At 44.1% G+C, this 20551-nt stretch carries 18 protein-coding genes; 11 read left to right on the top strand and 7 right to left on the bottom strand.

Annotated elements, in window-relative coordinates; translation table 11 throughout:
• On the bottom strand, window positions 1-1125 hold the full coding sequence (locus tag ACKI39_RS08450; protein ID WP_407399531.1) for a hypothetical protein: 1125 nt from the start codon (window positions 1123-1125) through the stop codon (window positions 1-3).
• Between the two features lie 314 nt (window positions 1126-1439).
• On the opposite strand from ACKI39_RS08450, the gene ACKI39_RS08445 reads away from it, so the two are divergent.
• Window positions 1440-2684: a vWA domain-containing protein gene (locus ACKI39_RS08445; protein ID WP_407399529.1), complete on the top strand. Its 1245-nt coding sequence runs from the start codon at window positions 1440-1442 to the stop codon at window positions 2682-2684.
• 37 nt (window positions 2685-2721) lie between these two features.
• Here ACKI39_RS08445 and ACKI39_RS08440 read toward each other — a convergent pair whose 3' ends face one another.
• A complete protein-coding gene (locus ACKI39_RS08440) occupies window positions 2722-3117 on the bottom strand; it encodes an outer membrane protein assembly factor BamD (RefSeq protein ID WP_407399527.1) in 396 nt (131 codons plus the stop codon).
• 147 nt (window positions 3118-3264) lie between these two features.
• Here ACKI39_RS08440 and ACKI39_RS08435 point away from each other — a divergent pair, with 147 nt between their 5' ends.
• Together ACKI39_RS08435 and tsaD are read left to right on the top strand one after the other, a co-directional pair.
• Window positions 3265-4452, top strand: a complete 1188-nt coding sequence (locus ACKI39_RS08435; protein ID WP_407399525.1) for a divergent polysaccharide deacetylase family protein — start codon at window positions 3265-3267, stop codon at window positions 4450-4452.
• Window positions 4453-4614: 162 nt separating this feature from the next.
• The gene (tsaD, locus tag ACKI39_RS08430; RefSeq protein WP_318691583.1) at window positions 4615-5652 is read left to right on the top strand and encodes a tRNA (adenosine(37)-N6)-threonylcarbamoyltransferase complex transferase subunit TsaD; all 1038 of its coding nucleotides are present in this window, start codon (window positions 4615-4617) and stop codon (window positions 5650-5652) included.
• 272 nt (window positions 5653-5924) lie between these two features.
• Here the strand turns inward: tsaD and ACKI39_RS08425 are convergent, their stop codons facing one another.
• From ACKI39_RS08425 to ACKI39_RS08415, 3 genes are all read right to left on the bottom strand, one after another.
• Window positions 5925-6326: a hypothetical protein gene (locus tag ACKI39_RS08425; protein WP_407399523.1), complete on the bottom strand. Its 402-nt coding sequence runs from the start codon at window positions 6324-6326 to the stop codon at window positions 5925-5927.
• Window positions 6327-6393: 67 nt separating this feature from the next.
• The gene (gene fabF, locus ACKI39_RS08420; RefSeq protein ID WP_407399521.1) at window positions 6394-7641 is read right to left on the bottom strand and encodes a beta-ketoacyl-ACP synthase II; all 1248 of its coding nucleotides are present in this window, start codon (window positions 7639-7641) and stop codon (window positions 6394-6396) included.
• 20 nt (window positions 7642-7661) lie between these two features.
• Window positions 7662-8732 (bottom strand): phospho-N-acetylmuramoyl-pentapeptide-transferase, encoded by a 1071-nt coding sequence (locus ACKI39_RS08415; protein WP_407399519.1) that lies wholly within the window; start codon window positions 8730-8732, stop codon window positions 7662-7664.
• 78 nt (window positions 8733-8810) lie between these two features.
• Between ACKI39_RS08415 and ACKI39_RS08410 the strand changes: the two genes are divergently transcribed.
• The 6 genes from ACKI39_RS08410 (at window position 8811) to ACKI39_RS08385 (ending at window position 16081) form a co-directional block, all read left to right on the top strand.
• Window positions 8811-11051 (top strand): toprim domain-containing protein, encoded by a 2241-nt coding sequence (locus ACKI39_RS08410; RefSeq protein ID WP_407399517.1) that lies wholly within the window; start codon window positions 8811-8813, stop codon window positions 11049-11051.
• A gap of 106 nt (window positions 11052-11157) precedes the next feature.
• Window positions 11158-13128 (top strand): DNA topoisomerase IV subunit A, encoded by a 1971-nt coding sequence (locus ACKI39_RS08405; protein WP_407399515.1) that lies wholly within the window; start codon window positions 11158-11160, stop codon window positions 13126-13128.
• Window positions 13125-14033, top strand: coding sequence for a hypothetical protein (locus tag ACKI39_RS08400; protein WP_407399513.1), 909 nt, complete (start codon window positions 13125-13127; stop codon window positions 14031-14033). The genes ACKI39_RS08405 and ACKI39_RS08400 overlap by 4 nt, the downstream gene beginning before the upstream one ends.
• Window positions 14014-14601 carry a YigZ family protein gene (locus ACKI39_RS08395; protein WP_407399511.1) on the top strand — a complete coding sequence of 196 codons (588 nt, stop codon included), beginning with the start codon at window positions 14014-14016 and terminating at the stop codon, window positions 14599-14601. The genes ACKI39_RS08400 and ACKI39_RS08395 overlap by 20 nt, the downstream gene beginning before the upstream one ends.
• Window positions 14592-15389 (top strand): histidine phosphatase family protein, encoded by a 798-nt coding sequence (locus tag ACKI39_RS08390; protein WP_407399509.1) that lies wholly within the window; start codon window positions 14592-14594, stop codon window positions 15387-15389. The genes ACKI39_RS08395 and ACKI39_RS08390 overlap by 10 nt, the downstream gene beginning before the upstream one ends.
• Window positions 15390-15502: 113 nt before the next feature.
• Complete coding sequence (locus tag ACKI39_RS08385) at window positions 15503-16081, top strand: outer membrane beta-barrel protein (protein WP_407399507.1); 579 nt, start codon at window positions 15503-15505, stop codon at window positions 16079-16081.
• 293 nt (window positions 16082-16374) lie between these two features.
• Here the strand turns inward: ACKI39_RS08385 and ACKI39_RS08380 are convergent, their stop codons facing one another.
• Together ACKI39_RS08380 and ACKI39_RS08375 are read right to left on the bottom strand one after the other, a co-directional pair.
• A complete protein-coding gene (locus tag ACKI39_RS08380; RefSeq protein ID WP_407399505.1) occupies window positions 16375-17244 on the bottom strand; it encodes a hypothetical protein in 870 nt (289 codons plus the stop codon).
• Window positions 17245-17246: 2 nt separating this feature from the next.
• On the bottom strand, window positions 17247-18311 hold the full coding sequence (locus tag ACKI39_RS08375) for a PQQ-binding-like beta-propeller repeat protein (protein WP_407399503.1): 1065 nt from the start codon (window positions 18309-18311) through the stop codon (window positions 17247-17249).
• A gap of 109 nt (window positions 18312-18420) precedes the next feature.
• Here ACKI39_RS08375 and ACKI39_RS08370 point away from each other — a divergent pair, with 109 nt between their 5' ends.
• Together ACKI39_RS08370 and ACKI39_RS08365 are read left to right on the top strand one after the other, a co-directional pair.
• On the top strand, window positions 18421-19905 hold the full coding sequence (locus ACKI39_RS08370) for a glycine--tRNA ligase (RefSeq protein WP_407399501.1): 1485 nt from the start codon (window positions 18421-18423) through the stop codon (window positions 19903-19905).
• Window positions 19906-19927: 22 nt separating this feature from the next.
• On the top strand, window positions 19928-20551 hold a 624-nt coding region (locus ACKI39_RS08365), incomplete at its 3' end, for an aldo/keto reductase (protein ID WP_407399499.1).

Here is a 20551-nt window from a genome sequence, read left to right as displayed (position 1 = left end):
CTAGAGATGTTCCTTTGCAAATGTGTCGTTCTTCTGCTTTTCCTTATTCTGTTCCATGATGAATCTGAAGAAGTGGTCTTCCAGTGTGTTCTTTGGTCCAGGAAGGTGAAGTCTCTGTCTTGCTCGTGCATTGTCACGGCGGACTGTATAGAGAAGATAAAAGTCTCGGTAATCGAGATTGATGTCTGTCTTTACGCGTTCACCAAGGTATGCACTTACTTCATCACGACCGATGGATTTTACGCCCTGATCGCGGAGTATGCCCTTGAGCCTTAGGATCTGCTCGTATGAGACGCCAAAGAGGAATTCTTCCATTGCCTGGGTAACTTCAGGATCAGCAAGCCTCTCTCGGATGAAGGCATTCCACTGGTCGTCCATCTGCATTGTGACCATGAGAAGTTCGCTTGTTCCCATCATCGTTCCGAATGCAGGAGCAAGCTTGCGGCGTGCCGTCCAGACAGACTGGAGGACAGGAGCGATATCGTTGATGGTCTGGTCGCTTCTGTGTTCCCAAAGTATGATGAGGCTGTTTGCGATTTCGCGGCGGATTTCCAATGAAATGAATTTGTCCTTGATGAGGTTGAGGTAGACATCCTCCGCCATGAGTGTGAACATCATTGAAACGGTTTCGTCGCTGTATTCCTTGACTTCCTTGTCGGTCATCTTTGCGTAATTCTTAGCAAGCTTTGACATGGAATAGAATGTATGTATCTTTGCAACGAGAAAGCCTTTTCCAAGAATAGCCTTGGAAGGCATATGGAGTGTCGTGTCGCCGTCTTCCTGATGGGAAATCAATGATTCTACGAGAGCCTCTGGTGTTCTTGTTGAAGTTGTCGTGTTTGCCTTTTCAAGAAGAGAAGGGAAGTGGGCGATGGCCTTGGCAAGATTCGTTACGTCTAAAAGTCGGCTCTGGAGTCTGTCTACTCTGTCAGGTGCATTCTGGGCAAGGGCTGAACTTAGATGGTCGATGAGTTTCTGCTGATGGTCTGTGAAAACAATGATACCCGTCTGAATGATGTCGTCTTCTTTCAGATAGGTTTCGTCAAAGAATTCGTCTATGCTTACGGAAGAAAATGAAGAGTTTCTGATTGCTTCCAATTCTTCTTCCCTGCTGAGTTTTTCCAAAATCAATCCCGCCCTTTTTTTTATGGCTATGTCTGTAGAAAGTGTTGCTATATGATATGTGGAGGTTGAGGCTCTCGAAACTACCACATATTTTGTGGATATTGCTTGATTTCGACAGGCTCAATCGGCGTAGCGACACTATTTCCGTACATAGCTTTTTTTATTTCCCTCACCGATAGTATAATCGAACATTGACGCTTTGAGAAGTGAGATTTTAAGTGCGCATAAACTTTTTTTAACTTTACTTAAGAATGCCTTTTGCCTATATTCATCAAATCCTTCAATGCTGAATGAAAAATACCGATATATAGAACATGGAAAAAAGGCTTTTTTTAGTTTTAGGTTTACTTTTGTGCAGTGTTTCTGTTTTTTCCCAGCAGACGAGGGGAATTGTTGAGATTCCTGAGATGCAGGTCCTTGGAACAGACATTGTTCTTGTCCAGCACTTTGATGAAAAAGGGGCAAGAAGCGGTGTCGATCTTTATGTCCGCAAGAAAAGCAAGATAAAAAGCGTTATGCTTGTCGAGACCACAAAGGATCCGGGTGGAAAGGAAGCGAACTATGCCTATCGTGCAGGAGAATGGAATGCCGTCAACGGAGATGAAATCCGTTATCTTAATGGGCAGGAGCTTCATTCGGAATCTGCGAGATTCAGCCTTATTTCTTCAACTGTGGTACGCCATGAAAAACTTGGGGAATGTTTCCATATTTATGTTCCAGAAGTCCTCCATTATGGATATCCCTGGTCTCGACATGGAACTGTCAGAATCGACAAGGGAACATTCATCAACATAAGAACCTTTGAGAAACCTTATGGTGACTACACGGGCAGATTTATGGACAATGCCTTCATGTTTGATTTTGGAAAAATTCCACCAAAGAAACCTGAGCCAAAAGTAGAACCTATTCCAGAACCCGAGCCTATAGTTGAGCCTGAAATAATCCTTACCGATGACTACAATTCCGTTGCCGCGGAAAAATTCGCAGAGATAGCCAAGGACGGAATGCTTTACTATTCACGACCAGAGAAGCTTACGGACGATCTTCTTTCCGCCGTCGATAAAATTCCCCATGCAAAGGCTGATGTAGTTTTTGCGATCGATACAACAGGAAGCATGAAGGATGATATGGAGATGCTTAAGAATGAATGGGTTCCGAAACTTCTTGAGCAGGTGCAGGAGTTTGAAGATCTTAGGCTTGGACTTCTGTTCTATCGCGATTACAATGATTCATATAATTACAAGGGGCTTCCAGTCAAGTTCTTTGACTTTACCCGCAATTCTTCTCAATTTACTAAGAATCTGAACACTGTTCTCATTCGCGGAAATGAGGGAGGAGATATTCCAGAAGCAGTCTATGAAGCTCTTTATGGAGGTCTTACTTTCTATGAATGGAGAAGTGATGCGCACCGAAAGATCATTCTCATTGGCGATGCAGAACCTCATCCAAAACCAAGGGGACCAAAGAAAATTTCTCAGGAAAAGGTGATGGAGCTTGCAAAGAAAATGTCAGTAACTCTTGACTGCATCATCGTGCCAGACGAGAAGGCAAAAAAATAAGGGACCGTTCAAGGTCCCCTGATTGTTTTTTTATTTGTTATTTGTCTTTGCCAAGCTTTTCCTGGACCTTTGCCAGGTCGGTTGCTGCCATTTTCTTGTATGCGCCAGGAAGCATTCCAGGTGCGCTTGAATCGTAGATTTCCTTCAGTTCAAGGAGAATAGGTTCCGCTTCCTTGTATTTTTTCTGCTTTACAAGTACATGGGCGATTTCGTAGCGTCCCTCGACGTAGATTGCAGGATTGTTTCCGTAGCGCTGGAGAAGAATCTCATAGCATTTGATTGCCTTTGTTTTTTTTCCTTTGTCAAAGGCATTCTGAGCCTGCTGTATGATTTCAAGTGAAGTTGCCTCTGGTGGAATTTCCACGTTCTGAGATGCGCATGATATGAATGCGAATGAAATTGCCGCTAAAATAAATGCACTGATTTTTTTCATGTTTTTTTTCCTTGCGATAAAGTTTACCATTCTATATAAATAAAATCAAATAGAGTGATTTTGGTTACGCTCAAAGCCGAACAGAAAGGTTTTGTGTATGTTCCACTGTTTGAAGTTTATGTGATTTTGTTCTATTATTGTTACAGGATGGCAACCAAGAAATCTACTTCAAAGAAAAGAAGGTCTCCAAAAAAGCGTAAGCCAAAGGTAAAGCTTGACAATAGAAAAGTGATGGCTCTTGCGGCTGTCATGATATTTGTCTGCGCTGTTGTGCTTTCGGTTGCATTCCTGGTTTCTGATCCGTCGGCTAAGGACAGCCAGGTCCAAAACAAGTCCAGGGTTGCTGTGGAAAAGCCAAAGCCCCAAAAGTCAGCTGCAGAAAAATCATCATTGGTTCAGGAAAAGAAAGTTTTCGGGGCGGAACCCAAAAAAAATGATCTCCCTAAAACGGAGCAGAAGGCGGTTCAAAAAAGTGAACCTGAACGCAAAATACAGACTGAACAGAAACCCCAGTCAAAACCTGTTGAAAAGACAGAGCCTAAGGTTGAATCAAGGCCAGGACAGAAAACGGTTCAGAAAACAGAGCAGAGGGTTCAGCCTAAGACTGAATCTAAGTCTGCCGCTACGACGGCTCCAAATAAATTCAACATTCCTCAAAGCAAGAATAATTCACGGCTTTGCTTCATAATCGATGACGGAGGGCAGAAGACTGTCAACATCAGGAAATACACGACGCTTCCCTTTCCGATTGCCGTTGCCGTTTTGCCAAGGCTTCCTGCCACAAAGGAATGTGCGAGAATTGTCGTTGCTGATAAAAAGGAGCTTATGCTTCATCAGCCAATGCAGGCTCAGAACCTAAAGATGAATCCTGGTCCAGGAGCGATTGTGCCTGACATGAGCCTCCGCGAAGTTTATGCTACGGTCAGCAAAAACCTTTCTGAACTTGGGCCTCAGGTAAAGGGATTCAACAATCACGAAGGTTCCCTCATTACCTGTGACCTTAACATGATGGGTGCTGTCCTTGATGCGGCTGCCGACAACAATGTTTACTTTGTGGACTCAAGGACTTCGAAGGACACGATGGCGGCCTTTGCTGCCCTTGAGCGCGACATGAAGATTCTTGAAAGGGAAGTGTTCATAGACGATATCATTGACCGTGCAGAAATGCTAAAGCAGATTATGCGCGGAATAGACATAGCAAATAAAAAGGGAAAGGTCATCATGATTGGTCATGTAGACAAGTCTGCAAAAATTCTTCCGGCCCTTCTTTCCGAAATGTATCCGGAATTAAAGGCAAAAGGGTACAGGCTGGTGTTCCCTTCCCAGCTACTGTAGACGGGCATTCTCGTGATGCAGTATTGTCACAGTTTAAATTACTGTGACTTAATATAAACAATATATTTTGAAAAATCACGGAGCGAAGCGACGAGGACTTAGTGAGCTGTCACTTTTTCCGTAGCTGGGCCCCACTTTTTTATAATATCTACAAGAGGACATATGAAAGTATTAGGAATTGAATCAAGCTGTGACGAAACAGCTTGTGCTATTGTTGAAGACGGAAAGAAAATTCTGAGCAATGTTGTTGCTACTCAGATTCCGTTCCATGAAATCTACAAGGGTGTTGTTCCTGAGATTGCAAGCCGCAAGCATGCAGAATGGATTCTCCCTGTAGTTCGTCAGGCAGTTTCAGAAGCGGGTCTCACCTTTGACGATATTGATGCCATTGCCGCAACCAACAGGCCGGGGCTTATGGGGTCTCTTCTTGTAGGACTTACATTCGGCAAGACTTTGGCATGGTCATTGAACAAGCCTTTCTATGCAGTAAACCACATGCTTGGTCACATGTACGCAGCTCACCTGGAAAACGACATTCCTTATCCATATCTTGGTCTTCTGGTTTCTGGAGGACACAGCATCATAGCTAAGGTAAACGGATTCGATGACCTTGAAATTCTTGGAACTACAATTGACGACAGCGTAGGTGAAGCCTTTGACAAGGTCTCAAAATTCTATGACCTCGGATACCCTGGAGGAGTAATCATCGATAAGCTTGCTCAGAAGGGAGATCCAAAAGCCTTTAGCTTCCCAACGCCAAAAATGGACAAGGGGGAACATCGCTACGATGTTTCTTTCAGCGGACTCAAGACAGCCGTAATCCATCAGGCTGATTCTTTCCTTAATCCTGGATACGAAAAGACTGTAGAAAATATTGCCGCTTCTTTCCAGGAAACCGCCTGCAGGACTTTGGTCTCAAGACTTATGCGTGCAGTAGAAGATACAGGACTTACAACGGTTGTAGCAGGTGGTGGCGTCGCTGCAAATTCAAGGCTTCGTTCCATGCTTGCGGAACACAAAGAACTCAACTGCATTTTCCCACCATTGAAGCTTTGCGGTGACAACGGTGCCATGATTGCAGGCGTTGCATACCACTTCCTTGCCCGCGGCGAAACAAGCCCACTCAACACAACTGCATGTGCAAGAATTCCTCAGTTCAAGCGTGGACTTGCAAACCTTGAAGCCTTTGGGCGCAGATAATGGGCGAAAGCCTTGTTATTTACTGACTTCAAGCGGTTTAACTTTCGCCCCACGAATTGCGCAAGGCAATTCGTGAAAGCTGACGAAGATGCCTGGAGCGAAAGCCTTGTTGTTTAGTGACTTCAAGCGGTTTAACTTTCGCCCCACGAATTGCGCAAGGCAATTCGTGAAAGCTGACGAAGATGTCAGGAGCGAAAGCCTTGTACTGCATAAAAAAAGCTGCCTGAAAAACTTCAGACAGCTTTCTGTATTTTAAAGACTTAGTTATTCAACTATGCCTTGAGAAATCCAACGATTCCTGCAACCCAACCTACGATTACACAGTAGAAACCGATGTATGCGTGCTTGAGGATTCCCTTTCCGATTGCCTTTGAAACGAAATTGTCGTTGAATCCGATTACAAGAATGATGAATCCGATGATTGAAAGTGCAAGAGCAAGGAGCTTTGCCTGTTTTGATCCGCCCTTAACGAAGCTGAAAATAACACCTGCTACACCACCGATGAAGATAAGGAGTGCACCGATTGTGCTGAATCCGAAATGCTTGAAGTTGATGAAGTCGAAACCGTTTCTTGATCCGAGTGCTCCCTTGAACATTGGAAGAATGAATCCGATTACAACAAGAGCCATACCGATGAGGTAAAGGCTTGCCAAATTCTTATTTGATTTTCCCATGATAAACCTCCTTGATGGGTTATTTTTAAAGTATAAGCATAAATGTGAAAAAAATCCACAGTCCCAACTATTTCTTAAGGATCAGACAGCCGTTGTGTCCACCGAATCCAAGAGATGCTGTCGCGGCGTATTCAAATTCTTTTTCTATGCCTTGGTTTGCCGTGTAGTCAAGATCACATCCGCCTTCAAAATCCTGATTTTCCAGATTGATTGTAGGTGGAATGAAATTGTCCTCAAGTGCCTTTACGCAGAACATTGTTTCTATGGCACCTGCGGCACCGATGAGATGACCTGTCATGCTTTTTGTGGATGAAATGCTCATCTTGTAGGCATGTTCTCCAAAGACAGTCTTAAGCATTTTCGTTTCTGCCAGGTCGTTGACAAGAGTTGAGGTTCCATGGGCGTTATAGTAGCCTATCTGTTCTCCATTCAACCCAGCGTCTGAAAGTGCTTCCTTTACTGCCATTGCAGCTCCGCTTCCGTCTGTGATAGGTGATGTTATGTGGTATGCGTCACAGCTTGCACCGTATCCTACGATTTCCGCATAGATGTGTGCCCCACGTTTTTTTGCGTGTTCCAGTTCTTCGACAACCAGTATGGCGCTGCCTTCGCTTACAACGAATCCATCCCTGTCACGGTCAAAGGGTCTGCATGCTTTTTCAGGACTGTCGTTGAAGTTCCTTGAAAGTGCCTGTAGGGCATCGTAGCTTGCAATTGAAAACCTTGTGAGGGGAGCATCCGTTCCACCTGTAAGACACATGTCGCATCTGCCTGATCTTATGAGCTCTGCGCTGAGTCCTATGGCATCTGTTCCTGATGAACATGCTGTTCCCATGGTCCATGAAAAACCGTTGAGACCAAAGAACATGCTGATGTTTGCCGCTGCCTCGTTGGTTATCATCAAAGGTGTCGTCAAAGGAGGCATTCTGTCAGCACCTACCGTGGCGAGCTTTTCAAATCCATCTGCGCAGGCTTCCATGCCACCAATACAGCAGCCTAAAAGAATTCCGCATCTCTCTTTCTTAAGGGAATCCTTGTCGTAGCCGCTGTCCTTTATTGCCTGAGTTGCAGCAGCGACCGCATAGCGGGTAAACCGAGCCATTTTGCGGGTGGATTTTTTTTCGATTCCGAAATCCTCAGGGTTAAAGTTTTTTACTTCGCCCGCAATATGGACCCTTAAATCTGATGTATCAAAAAGAGATATGGTAGAGATGCCGCTGATGCCGTTCTTTATGGAATTCCAGGCTGCGTCAACGGAATTTCCAACCGGAGAAATGCATCCCATTCCTGTTATGACTACGCGTCGTCTTTCCAAATTTCAATCTCCAAAATAAATTATCTGAGCTTAAAGAAAATACCCATCATTGCAACCGTAATGAGAAGCTGTATGATGAGGAACTTAAGTAGAACCTGCGTAGGAGACCAGCCAAGATTCTTTCTCATGTGGTCGTGGAGAGGGAATCTGATGTTTTCAAAGATACAGATGTGGAAGAATCTCTTGAGGGCAACCTTAAGGAGACCAACACCGCCATTGATGAAGATGATGGAAGAAGTTGCAAGGAAGAGAAGAGGATTTCCGCTGATCATTACGCAAACACCGATGTAGAAGCCTAGGGCACGGCTACCTGCATCTCCCATCAAAACTGAACTTGGGAAAGCATTGTGCCAAAGATATCCCATGAGTACGCCTGCAAGGCAGAAGGTGATGATGGCCCAGCTTGCGCCGTCCTTGAGATGTGGAACAAGAAGATATGAAGCAATGTCCTTGTGCCCAAGGATGATGTAGAAGATGAATCCCATTGTAAATAGAGCTACAAGAACCAAGGTTGAGCTCAATCCGTCAACTCCGTCAGTGCAGTTTGTTGTATTTACAGAAACCCACAGCATGATAACGGTGATGATTACATAAAGCCATGATGGAATCACTATAGGTTTTGAAAAAAATGGAAGCCAGAAAGAAAGGTTTCCATCGGCAGAAGTTGAGGAAAGGTATTTCATCATAAGAAGGGCAGCTGCCACGGCAATCACCAGGTCAAGAAATGCCTTTATGTATTCTCCCCAGCCCTTGTCGCTTCTGTCGTCAAGAAATCCTGTTAGCATCATTAGCCATGTAAGGAAAAGAATTCCAGACTGCAGGTAGTCTACAGGAGCAAACAGAATTGAAAGGATTACGAATACGGTTACGAAAATGACACCAGAGCCTGTAGGCTTTCCTTTTGCTGCTTCTTTTGTTAGGGTGAATTCACGGCCTCTGTCACATGGAAGGAATCTATATAGTTTTGGAAGATGGATTCTAGTAAGAATGAAACCAGTGTAAAGTGCAAGACCGATAAGGACTGCATAGGACTGAAGGAGTCTGGCTGGCCCCCAGAATTCCTTGAGCATACCACCAAGATAATAAATCAAAGCTTATCCCCTTAAATGTATTCTATATAAAAGAACATTTTATTGAAAAAATTCACAACTTACAATAGAATAAATTCTATGGGTGGAAAAATCGAAAAAAAATCTGTTTCAGCTTCAAAGAAAGCTGGGGCTGGTAAGGCTGCGCCTGCAGCAAAAAAAGCGGCTCCTGTGAAAACATCTGCTGCTAAAAAGACCACGGCTGCAAAAACTGTGGCGAAATCAACTGCAAAAGAAACAAAATCTCCAGCAAAGGCATCGGCAAAAGCTGTGAAGGCTACTGCCGCAAAGCCAGCGTCATCAAAAGCTGAACCAGAAAAATTCAGCGCATGGGCAAATGCAAAAACTGTAAAGAAGACAAAGAAAGCTTCGGCAGAAGACAAGGGTGTCCTCAAGGCAGCGACAAAGGCTGAGGATGCAGAAAAAAAACTTGCCGCAGCAAAGCAGATAGATCCTGCAAGCCAGCGTGAAAAGAAGGACGTTCAGGACTACGGTGACGACAAGATCAAGCACCTTGATGCCCTTGAGCATATCCGCCTTAGGTCCGGAATGTACATCGGACGCCTTGGCAACGGAAATAATGAAAATGACGGTATCTACGTCCTGATAAAGGAAGTGATCGACAACTCGATTGATGAATTCATCGTTGGCTTCGGTAAGCAGATTGAGGTTTCTGTGGTAGATGGACGCGTAAAGGTTCGCGACTATGGACGCGGTATTCCTCTTGGAAAGGTCGTTGAATGCGTAAGCCAGATCAACACTGGTGCAAAATATAACGACGATGTTTTCCAGTTCAGCGTAGGTATGAATGGTGTAGGTACAAAGGCAGTAAATGCCCTTTCTTCGTTCTTCCGTGTAGTTTCAGTGCGTGATGGAAAATGTACCGATGCAGTATTTGAGAAGGGTAAGCTCATCAGTCAGAAAACAGGTTCCCTTAAAAATCCTCAGAAAAACGGAACATACTTTGAATTCGTTCCTGATGAGGAGATATTCGGCAAGTACACATTCAATATGGAATATGTCGAAAAGAGGATGTGGAATTACGCCTACCTTAACCCGGGGCTTACACTCAAGCTCAACGGTGTTGAATACAAAAGCGACAGGGGACTTCTTGATCTTTTAAATAAGGAACTTGGCGGAACAGACGATTCAAAGCAGAACGAACTTGCTCCTCTTTATGAAATAGGTGACTACAACGGCGAGCACTTGAAATTTGCATTCACCCATACAAATGCTTACGGCGAAAACTATTTCTCTTTTGTAAACGGCCAGTATACATCCGACGGCGGAAGCCATCTTGCGGCCTTCAAGGAAGGTTTCAGGAACGGAATACGCGATTTCTTTGGTGTGAACTATGCCCCTGAAGATATACGAGAGGGTATGACTGCGGCAGTTCTCGTCAAAATCAAGGATCCTGTGTTTGAAAGCCAGACAAAGAACAAGCTTGGAAACACGGACATCAAGGATTGGATTGTTGCGGAAACACAGTCGGGTCTTGATGCATGGCTCCATAAAAATCCAAAGGCTGCCGAGCGTATCAAGCAGAAGATCGAGCATAACGAAAAGATGCGCACGGAACTTGCAGACGTAAAAAAGAAGCAGAAGGAAGCGGCGAAGAAAATGAGCATCCGTATTCCTAAGCTTGATGACTGCAAATACCATCTTGAAGACGGACCTAAGGGTGAGGATTCCATGATCTTCATCACTGAGGGAGACTCTGCGGCAGGTGTAATGACCCACTCAAGAGATGCAGGCAACCAGGCGATATTCCGTCTTAAGGGTAAGCCTGAAAACATGTACGGAAAACGTCAGAGCGACATCTACAACAATGATGAGCTTCATCAGCTCATGTGTGCCCTTGGCATCGAGGACAGCGCGGAAAACCTTAAGTATTCAAAGATCGTCATCGCAACCGATGCCGATAACGACGGTTTCCATATCCGCAACCTGCTTCTCACATTCTTCCTTGGCTATTTTGAGGAACTTGTGACTACAGGACGCGTGTTCATTCTGGAGACTCCATTGTTCCGTGTGCGTACAAAGAAAGAGAACATCTATTGCTATTCAGAGGCGGAACGTGATGCGGCTCAGGAAAAACTTGGAAAGGGCAGTGAGACCAGCCGCTTCAAGGGTCTCGGTGAGATCAATCCGAGCGAATTCAAGCAGTTCATTGCGCCGGAAACAATCCGACTTACTCCTGTTGAAGTAAGCCAGCTCAAGATTGTTCCCCAGCTTCTTGCCTTCTACATGGGTAAGAACACGCCAGAGCGCCGCAAGTTCATCGAAAAGAACCTGCTGTCAAATGCAGAAATTGATGCTTAGTTCAATGCTTAATTGACAATGCGTAATTCATAATTGTTAAGGAGAAAATTCATTTTTGCAGTGTTCGTTGATTGTGCATTGTGAATTGTGAATTGTGAATTGATTTATGGCTTTTGTAAAAAATATATTTGACAAGAACTTCATAGAATACGCTTCGTATGTTATCCGCGACCGTGCGATTCCTGACCTTGAGGATGGACTCAAGCCTGTTCAGCGCCGCATCATGCACACTCTCTTTGAGGTGAACGACGGTCTGTTCAAGAAAGTTCAGTATGTTGTTGGCCGTGCCATGGAATATCACCCTCATGGTGATGCTTCCATTTACGGGGCTCTGGTAAATCTTGCCAACAAGGAAATCTTCATCGACAAACAGGGAAATTTCGGTAACAAGTTCACAGGTGACGGTGCATCGGCAGGACGTTACATTGAATGTCGCGTTCTTCCCATTGCAAAGGAATTCCTTGTAACAAACAAGAACATCACCCACTATGTTCCAAACTATGACGGACGCAGTCTTGAGCCAGAAGTTTACCGTGCAAAGCTTCCTGTCGTTCTTCTCATCGGAGCGGAAGGCATTGCGGTCGGAATGAGCACAAAGATTCTTCCGTACAATCTTCTTGAAGTCATCGATGCGGAAATCAAGTGCCTTAAGGGGGAACCATTTGCCGTTCTTCCTGATGTTGCTACAGGTGGCCTCATAGATGTAAGCAACTACAACGATGGAAACGGAAAGATCGTCACACGCGCAAAGTTTGATACGAGTGATGAAAAGAAAATCGTGATCACGGAGCTTCCTCTTGATACAAATGCAAAGGCGCTTCTTGATTCCATCGACGCTGCATATAAGGCAGGCAAGATCAAGATCAGTTCCGTAGAAAACTTTACCACCGACCACTGCAATATTGAAATCAAGCTTCCTCGTGGCGTTTACTCAAAGGATGTTGTTGATGCCCTTTATGCATACACTGACTGTGAAAAATCAATTTCATGTCAGATGCTCGTAATCAAGGACAATCAGCCTGTGGTCATGACAGCAACTGAAATCATCAAGTATTATGCAAAGAAACTTACCGCCATCATCAAGGACGAACTTGAATTTGAACGCGGCAAGCTTACTGATGAACTGCACATGCGCACCCTTGAACGCATCTTCATTGAGGAACGCATCTACAAGGCGATTGAAACCCAGAAGACTCAGGAAGATGTCTATAAGGCTGTCTACAAGGGATTTGTTCCTTTCAAGAAAGAACTTATCCGCGACATTACGGACGAGGATGTAGAGCACCTGCTTCAGATTCCTATCCGCCGCATCTCGCTTTTTGACATCAACAAGAACCGCGAGACCGTAAAGGCAATCAATGACCGTCTCAAGGAAATCGCACGCAAGCTCAAGAACCTTACTTCTTGTGCTGTTGAATACCTTGACTCGATGGTTGAAAAATTCCGCAAGCTTGAAAAGGAAGCTCGGGAAAATGACAAACCATTCAGCCTTGAACGCCAGACGACAGTTACAACCTTCAGTGCAGTTGACGTCAAGACAGTTGTTAAGCGCGACATTCCGCTTCGTTACGATGAGAAAGGCTATCTTGGAACAAAGGTTTCTGGAGGCCGTGAAATCATCAAGGTTACTCCATACGACAGAATCCTCATTGTGCGCAAGACGGGTATCTGGGGAGTTCAGGATGTGGCGGAAAAAACTTTCGTTGACCAGGGAATGTTCTACTGCAACTACGCGGAAAAGGAAATCATAAACAAGGTTCTTTTCACTGTGATCTATCGCGATCCAAAGACACAGCAGTGCTACATCAAGCGTTGCCGAATCGCTGGCTGGATCATGAACCGCGACTACAATTTTGCTCCTGACGGAATGGAAGTCCTTCATGTTGATGCAAGGGAAAAATTCAAGTTTACCCTCAACTATGTAAAGAAGCCTAGAATCAAGACTTTGACCCAGGAGTTCAAGGCTCAGAATTTTGAAGAGAAGGGACTCAAGGCTGGCGGTGTCCGTCTCGATACAAAGGAAGTGGAATCTGTTTCCGTTGAATCTGCAGATCCACAAGGAAACCTCGGTCTATGAGTAAACTTATGCGTCCTGAATATAGACGTATGTATGAAGTCATGAGGCTGCGTCTTGGAAAGAACCTTAGCAAGTGTGTCTTTATCATCCTCATATTCAACCTGCTGCAGTCTTTTCTTTTCGGTCTTACTTTGTCTCCAATTGTGGTATCGTTCAAGACTGAAGTGAATCCTGTGAACTTTGTTTTTTCTGCATTGAGCACAAGCTTTGTGTTTTTCTTTTCATTCCAGTTTTTGTATGGAATCATTTCGTATTTTACCAAATTGATGCTTGCACGCCGTGATGTCATGGGTGTCTTTACTTCTGGACTCAACGACAGGACAAAGCGTGCTCATTTTGTTTCGATGATATTCTCTTTGATCATGGTGGTTTCCGCCTTGCTGGCAGCTGCATTCGTCGTTCTGAACAAGGAAAGAATATTGGCTGTCGGAATGGAGTTTGTTGAAAGCGACACAGAAGAAGCTTTGACGTTAATAAATTCTGCCAGCATCTTTTTGGTGTTCTGTGCAATATTTTTTATCTGTGGAATATTGCTTTCGGTACCGTTTCTTTTTTCATGGAATATTCTCATCGATGACAAGAAAATTTCTGCAGTCGGCGCCTTGCTGAAAAGTTTTTCGCTTATGGTCAGAAATTATTTTCATTACATTGGATTTGTCATCTATGCATGCTTTAAGAATGTGATGTTCGTGTTGATATTCTTTGGAATCAATCTGAATCTATCTGGAAAGGATTCCGTTGCTGCCAATTTATGTGCCATGCTGCTAGGTTTTCTTGCTTTTATCCAGCAATATACGATCATTGCAAAGGTATATACAAGCATTCCGATTTACTATTATTCACTGTTGAGTGTCAACGGAATGATATCCTCCGAAAAAAACGAAAATGAAAGTTCTTCTGAATAATCCAGTAAACGAAATAAATATAAAGGGATCTCGTTTCATTGCTGAAGTTTTTACTGTCACTACGCAGGCAGAAGCCAGGGAAAAACTTCATGAGCAGAAGCTGCGTTATAGTGATGCGACCCATGTATGCCATTGCTTTATCAGCGGTCTAAAGGCAGAGGCGTGCGGTATGAGTGATGATGGGGAACCTAGTGGAACTGCTGGCAGACCTATGCTTGATGTGCTCAAGGGTAGTGGCATCACCAATATATTGGTTACTGTCACTCGTTATTTTGGTGGAACCCTTCTTGGAACTGGAGGTCTGGTAAAGGCGTACGGGGACAGCGTTAAGGAAGTTCTTTCCTTGTGTGAGACAGAAGAGTATATAGAGCGTACGGATTTCTCTTTTGAATGTGACTGGGGAATCTATGAGACAATCAAGCGTAAAATTGAAATTTTCCATATCAGTGATTTGACTGAGAGTTTTGACACTGGAGTAAAATTAAGTGGCAGGATCTATTCTTCTGAAATCGAAGAATTGAAGGAAATGATAAAGAATATTAGCAAAGGAAAAATTACATGCATCTGATATTTGTAAGGCACGGGGATCCTGATTATAAAGCGGATTCTGTTACGGAAAAGGGGAAGAGGGAACTTGAGCTTCTTGCTGATAGATTTGAAGGGTTTGATGCTACTGAATTCTATGTGTCTCCAATGGGGCGGGCACAGAAAACCGCGGAAGCTTGCGTTTCCAAAATTAACGTGGACATGACAAAGCCTCCTGTTCCTGTGACCACTCTTCCTTGGCTTAGGGAATTTTCCTATGACTGTATCGATCCAAAAACAAAGAAAAAGAGACTTTGCTGGGATAACATGCCCCATGATTATTATGAGGAAAAAAAATATCGCAGCGACAAAAACTGGTACAAGACTAAGCTGATGAAAAGTGGAAAGATCGAGGATCACTATAGGGATGTCTGCAGTGGAATAGACGGAATTCTTTCGTCATGGGATTACAACAGGCTTTCAGAGGACATCCCGATCTATAATTGCTTTCCAAATCTTACTCCAGAGGAAGCAAAGGTAGATACCCATCTTGAACAGAAGCAGAAAAATCTTGACCCAAAAAATATAGTGTTTGTCTGTCACCTGGGTGTCATGTTTGCCATCATAAGCCATCTTACAGGAATGAGTCCTGTTCAGCTTTGGCAGGGCTTCTTTGTTGCTCCTTCTTCCGTTACCGTTCTTGGGGCAGAAGAAAGGGTTCCTGGAGAAGTTGTCTGGCGTGTCCAAAGGATGGGGGATGTAAGTCATCTTGAGTGCAACGGAGAATTTGCCTCTGCTTCAGGATTTTTTGGAAATTTCCTTGAGATTTGAAAAAAACACGGGTTGTCAAAAAAGTCAAGAAAATTTTGTGTTATATATTGACTTTATGATTCCATGTTATTATATTCCAAATATCAAAATTTTTTGAAAAGGAGAAAAAAATTATGAAAAAGATTATTGCAGCATTGGTAGCTACAGTAGCAATGGCAACAGCAGCATTCGCAGCTGATGTATCAGTAAGTGGAGCTCTCACTTTCCCTATGTCTTGGATCAACAGCAGTGAAAATTCCAAGTACACAAACAACATGGCTATCGGTTTTGAAGCTGGTTGTGACTACTTCATCACAGACATGTACGGTGTTGGTGTAGATTTTTCATACGAAAGAGTTTTGAGCCAGAAGTATGATGGAAACAAGAACAGCGATGTTAAGCAGGGTGATTTCAACATCTTCGCTGGATGTGCTATCCGCCTCCTCAACGATGATCAGTTTGTTCTCGTTGTAACACCAGGTCTCTCATTCAACTACTCAAATGATAGCGATTCAAAGATGTCTACAACAATGTTCGGTCTTGGTGCTGATGCAAAGTTTGGTTACAAGCTTATGTCTAACCTTACACTTGATGCAGGTCTCTCTGTGGTTTATGATTTCTACGGAAAGGCAAAGTGGGATGGCGACAAGGTTGACGGAACATACAGAGGTTTCGTAGTAACACCAAAGCTCGGAGCAACATACTACTTCTAATCTAGACAGATAGATTGTTGTTAAACGAAAAGGACTATCCGTATCGGATGGTCCTTTTTTTTATGCTTGATTGAAATGAATTAAAAAAAAGCTATGTCTGTAGAAAGTGTTGCTATATGATACGTGGTGGTTGAGGCTCTCGAAACTACCACATATTTTGTGGATGTTGCTTGATCTCGACAGGCGGCATCAAGGAGACTACGTTGCCATGTTCAATCGGCGCAGCAACACTATTTCCGTATATAGCCTAAAAAAATAGAAGGATGCCTTTTGTCAGCATCCTTTCCAATGGATTAATAAATGTCCAGCTTGTAGTTGAGCAGTGTTGAATTTTCCTGAATGTTGACAAGAGTAATGGTAAGTGTGCTCTGACCCTTTGTAAGCAGGATCTTTGCAAGAAGCTGCTTGTCGTTGTCTGGATACATATCCTTTGTTGAGTAGCTTGCGTTGCCGCTGAGGCAAAGCTTTCCTTCTTTTTCGGTGATGGTGTCATAGACGATGGTTTCTGCTGAATCTCCGTTCACTGCTACTATTGTTTTATAGGGAACTGCCTTGTTCTGCCTTAGCTTGTATACGAAGTATGTACCAGGGGCTAGTCTTTTTTCCGTGTTGATGTTGTGGTAGTTTCCGTTCTTGTCCAAAAGATACACGGTACCCGCTTCAAGATGAGGTTCTTTTGCAATGCGTGGCATCAGGATCTTTGGATTGACTGCCGCAAGGTTCTTTCTGTCAAAAACCTTGAATTCAAGTCCGTTGCTTTCTGCTTGCCAGGCGCTGTTTCCGCTTGTTGCAATTTTCCCTTTGGTAGAAATTTTTGTTGCTTCGCCTAGATTCTCCTGAAGGCTGTCGGAATTCAGGTTTGCGTATACTGTTGCAAGTCCATCGCTGTGGGAGACTATTGCCGCTGCACCAAGTGAAGATTCAAACCAGCCGAAGTCATCTGAATGGTCGTCGATAACGGCGATTACACTTCCAGCGTCAGATGAACATACCTCGGCGTCATCCTTGTAGATGACCGATGTGCTGATGTTTCCACCGATCAACTGTCCAAAATCGGATATGATGGTATCGGAGTTTGTTTCCTGAAGAGGCCAGTCAAAGGCACTTGCTCCTGAGGTTGCAAGGAGGGCAAGGATTGCTGTGTATATATATGTCTTTTTCATTTTTACTTCCTTGAAATTGAGATGCGGGAAATCTTGTTGTTTCGTCCGATAAAGAGTGAATTCTTTCTTGTCTGGATGAATGAACTTTCACCAGCAAAACTGAAGCTTGCCATCTGGTGTGTGTTCTTCTCAAGGACTGTAATAGTGTAGGTTGATCTGTCACGGCTTAGGACAAATACCAGTTCATCATCGTCTGAGAATTCAATCTGCGTAATTTTTCCCTTGATAGGAATTTTCTTTGATGTTGAATTGCTCAGGTTGACGATTCCAAGACCGTCCTTGAAATTATAGTAGACGAAATCTGATTTTCTTGTGAACTTAACGAGTGTCTGTCTATTGAGTTGTGATCCAAGATATTCATGATAGATGATTCTTGAATGACCTGAATTTCTTTCTGCCACTACGAATCTTTGATTGTCTTGTCCTGAAACACAGGCTACGATATTGCCGTCTTCAGAAATGTCTGCGCCAAGGATTACCTCGATGTCGCTTCCACCTGGATTGAATTTCTGTGAGACTTTTCCTTCTGAATCAAAGCTGATGATGGAGCCATCTGCGTAACCTGCTACCGTGCCCCCCTTGCTTGATGAAAATGCCGTTAAAGGTGAATAGTTTTCGTATGCCCATTGACGCTCACCAGTAGCACTCAGCTTGGCAAAGGAAGTTCCTCCAGGAAGCATCAGATAGATTCTGTCATCATCGATGAATGGGAAACCAGCTTCCGTGATTGTTCCTGCCTTAGTTCCGTCCGCAAGGAAAAAATCCGTATATGTATTGTTCTGAAGGTAGGTGCAGTACCATTTGTGGGATATGGCGGATTTGAACTGAAAGTCCATGTGGCTGCTTATCCTTCCGTCTTCTGTAAAGTAGCCAAAACTGTTGCTGAGTCTGTAAGGGATAAGGGTATCACCATCATTTGCCTCACGGATATGATGGATGTCTTCGGTCCATTCAGGCGTAAAATGGATCTCAGTTCCCGTAGGGCGCATTGCGAGAATAATGTATAGTATACAGAAGATTGTGACTGAAGGAATCAGGTAGTTTCTTTTTTTCTTATTAAAATTCATATTTTCATTCTATAGAAAAATCCTACAAATTGCAATTTTATGCATCTTTTTGCTATAATATGTGAAAATTTTTTATCGCTACAAGCCAATAGCGAAAAGGAGTAAAAAAATGGCAGAAAAAACTGTTGATCATTCATGCACTTTGGACAAGATCATCTCATTGTGCAAGCGCCGCGGATTTGTATATCAGGCATCGGAAATTTATGGCGGCCAGGCAGGAGCTTGGGATTACGGTCCTTTAGGTGTAGAATTCAAGAGAAACATTCAGAACGAATGGTGGCATTACATGACACAGCTTCATGATGATGTTGTTGGACTTGATTCCGCAATTTTCCAGCACCACACAACATGGAAGGCTTCAGGCCACGCAGATCACTTCTCTGATCCAATGATTGACTGTCTCGAATGTCAGGCACGCCACCGCGCAGACAAAATGATTGAAGACTATGTTGCTGCAAATCCAGACAAGAATCCTGGAAAGCCAGTTGATACAATGACACATGAAGAAATGGAAAACTTCATCAAGGCAAACATCAACTGTCCTGTCTGTGGAAGCAAGGAAAAGAAATATACAGCAGTCCGTGAATTCAACCTTATGTTCAAGACATATCAGGGACCAATTGCTGATGAATCACACCTCATCTATCTTCGTCCAGAAACATGTCAGGGTATCTTCACAGACTTCAAGAGCATCGTTCAGTCTAACCGCATGAAGATTCCTTTCGGTGTTGCTCAGGTTGGTAAGTCATTCCGCAACGAAATCATCTTCAAGAACTTCATTTTCCGTACAGCTGAATTCGAACAGATGGAAATGGAATATTTCTGTAAGCCAGGTACAGAAGATGAAACTTTCGAACGCTGGAGAAAGGACCGCTGGGCATTCTACCTCAAGTACGGTATTCCAGAAAACCAGCTCAAGTGGCACCACCACGACAAGCTTGCTCACTATGCAAAGGATGCTTACGACATCACATACAACTTCCCAATCGGATTTGAAGAAATCGAAGGTATCCACTCAAGAACTGACTTTGACCTTTCACAGCACCAGGAATATTCAAAGAAGGATATGGCATACATCGATCAGGAAGATGGAAACAAGAAGTACATTCCTTATGTAGTTGAAACTTCTGCAGGTCTCAACCGCAACTTCCTTATGTTCCTCTGTGAAGCATACGAAGAACAGAATGTAGCAGAAGCTGGACAGCCAGAAGATTACAGAACAGTTCTTCACCTCCATCCAAAGCTAGCACCAATCACAGTTGCTGTTCTCCCATTGATGAAGAAGGACGGACTTGCTGAAAAGGCAAAGGAAATCCAGAACATCCTTAAGGAAGACTTCGTAACTGACTACGATCAGAGCGGAACAGTTGGTAAGCGCTACCGCCGCCAGGATGAAGTCGGTACTCCGTTCTGCGTAACAATCGATTACGATACCATCCAGGAAAAGAAAGAGGACGGTACTCCTAATCCAGATTTCAATACAGTAACACTCCGCTTCCGTGACTCAATGGAGCAGGTTCGTGTTTCACTTGATGACCTTGTTGCAACAATCCACAAGGAAATCAAGAACTACAAGCCTGTAGTCCGCAAATAACCGGCGGTTAAGAGTAACGAAAATGGAATATGTCGCCCTTGGAAAAACAAACTTAATGGTCAGCCGGTCTTCGTTCGGCGCACTCCCCATTCAGCGGGTGAGTGACGAGCAGGCCGTCGCCATTCTGCGCGCCGCTTACGAGGGCGGCATAAACTTCTTTGACACTGCGCGTGCCTATTCCGACAGCGAGAAGAAAGTCGGCTATGCATTCTACGGCATGCGTAAAGACGTATTCATCGCCACAAAAACAGCCGCAAAGACCGGCGAGGAACTGCAGCGTGACCTTGCCGCAAGTCTTGAAGCGGTGCAGACAGACTACATCGACATTTACCAGCTGCATAACCCGCCGTTCGTGCCTGTTCCGGGTGGAAGCGACGGCCTTTATGATGCTCTCCGCGCCGCAAAAGCTGATGGAAACATCCGCCATATAGGCATTACGAGCCACTCGCTGGAGCGCGCACGTGAAGCCGCCCACTCAGGACTGTACGAGACGGTGCAGTATCCGTTCAGCCTGCTTTCAACTGAAGAAGAAATTGCTTTCGTAAAGGAATGCGCTGACCTTGACGTCGGTTTCATCGCAATGAAAGCGCTGTGTGGCGGCCTTCTGACAAACCTGCCGCTCGCATTGGGGTATCTCCGTCAGTTT

The sequence above is a fragment of the Treponema sp. genome, from assembly GCF_045641405.1.
Classification (GTDB): Bacteria; Spirochaetota; Spirochaetia; order Treponematales; family Treponemataceae; genus Treponema_D.
The sequence above is the reverse complement of the archived record's forward strand: the minus strand, read 5'-3'. Positions and strand labels throughout refer to the sequence as shown.

What these genes read in the sequence shown, in the direction of transcription:
- ACKI39_RS08445 (WP_407399529.1), top strand. Translation starts at nt 1,440, where the DNA reads ATGGAAAAAAGGCTTTTTTTAGTTTTAGGTTTACTTTTGTGCAGTGTT.
- ACKI39_RS08440 (WP_407399527.1), bottom strand. Translation starts at nt 3,117, where the DNA reads ATGAAAAAAATCAGTGCATTTATTTTAGCGGCAATTTCATTCGCATTC.
- ACKI39_RS08435 (WP_407399525.1), top strand. Translation starts at nt 3,265, where the DNA reads ATGGCAACCAAGAAATCTACTTCAAAGAAAAGAAGGTCTCCAAAAAAG.
- tsaD (WP_318691583.1), top strand. Translation starts at nt 4,615, where the DNA reads ATGAAAGTATTAGGAATTGAATCAAGCTGTGACGAAACAGCTTGTGCT.
- ACKI39_RS08425 (WP_407399523.1), bottom strand. Translation starts at nt 6,326, where the DNA reads ATGGGAAAATCAAATAAGAATTTGGCAAGCCTTTACCTCATCGGTATG.
- ACKI39_RS08410 (WP_407399517.1), top strand. Translation starts at nt 8,811, where the DNA reads ATGGGTGGAAAAATCGAAAAAAAATCTGTTTCAGCTTCAAAGAAAGCT.
- ACKI39_RS08405 (WP_407399515.1), top strand. Translation starts at nt 11,158, where the DNA reads ATGGCTTTTGTAAAAAATATATTTGACAAGAACTTCATAGAATACGCT.
- ACKI39_RS08400 (WP_407399513.1), top strand. Translation starts at nt 13,125, where the DNA reads ATGAGTAAACTTATGCGTCCTGAATATAGACGTATGTATGAAGTCATG.
- ACKI39_RS08395 (WP_407399511.1), top strand. Translation starts at nt 14,014, where the DNA reads ATGAAAGTTCTTCTGAATAATCCAGTAAACGAAATAAATATAAAGGGA.
- ACKI39_RS08390 (WP_407399509.1), top strand. Translation starts at nt 14,592, where the DNA reads ATGCATCTGATATTTGTAAGGCACGGGGATCCTGATTATAAAGCGGAT.
- ACKI39_RS08385 (WP_407399507.1), top strand. Translation starts at nt 15,503, where the DNA reads ATGAAAAAGATTATTGCAGCATTGGTAGCTACAGTAGCAATGGCAACA.
- ACKI39_RS08380 (WP_407399505.1), bottom strand. Translation starts at nt 17,244, where the DNA reads ATGAAAAAGACATATATATACACAGCAATCCTTGCCCTCCTTGCAACC.
- ACKI39_RS08375 (WP_407399503.1), bottom strand. Translation starts at nt 18,311, where the DNA reads ATGAATTTTAATAAGAAAAAAAGAAACTACCTGATTCCTTCAGTCACA.
- ACKI39_RS08370 (WP_407399501.1), top strand. Translation starts at nt 18,421, where the DNA reads ATGGCAGAAAAAACTGTTGATCATTCATGCACTTTGGACAAGATCATC.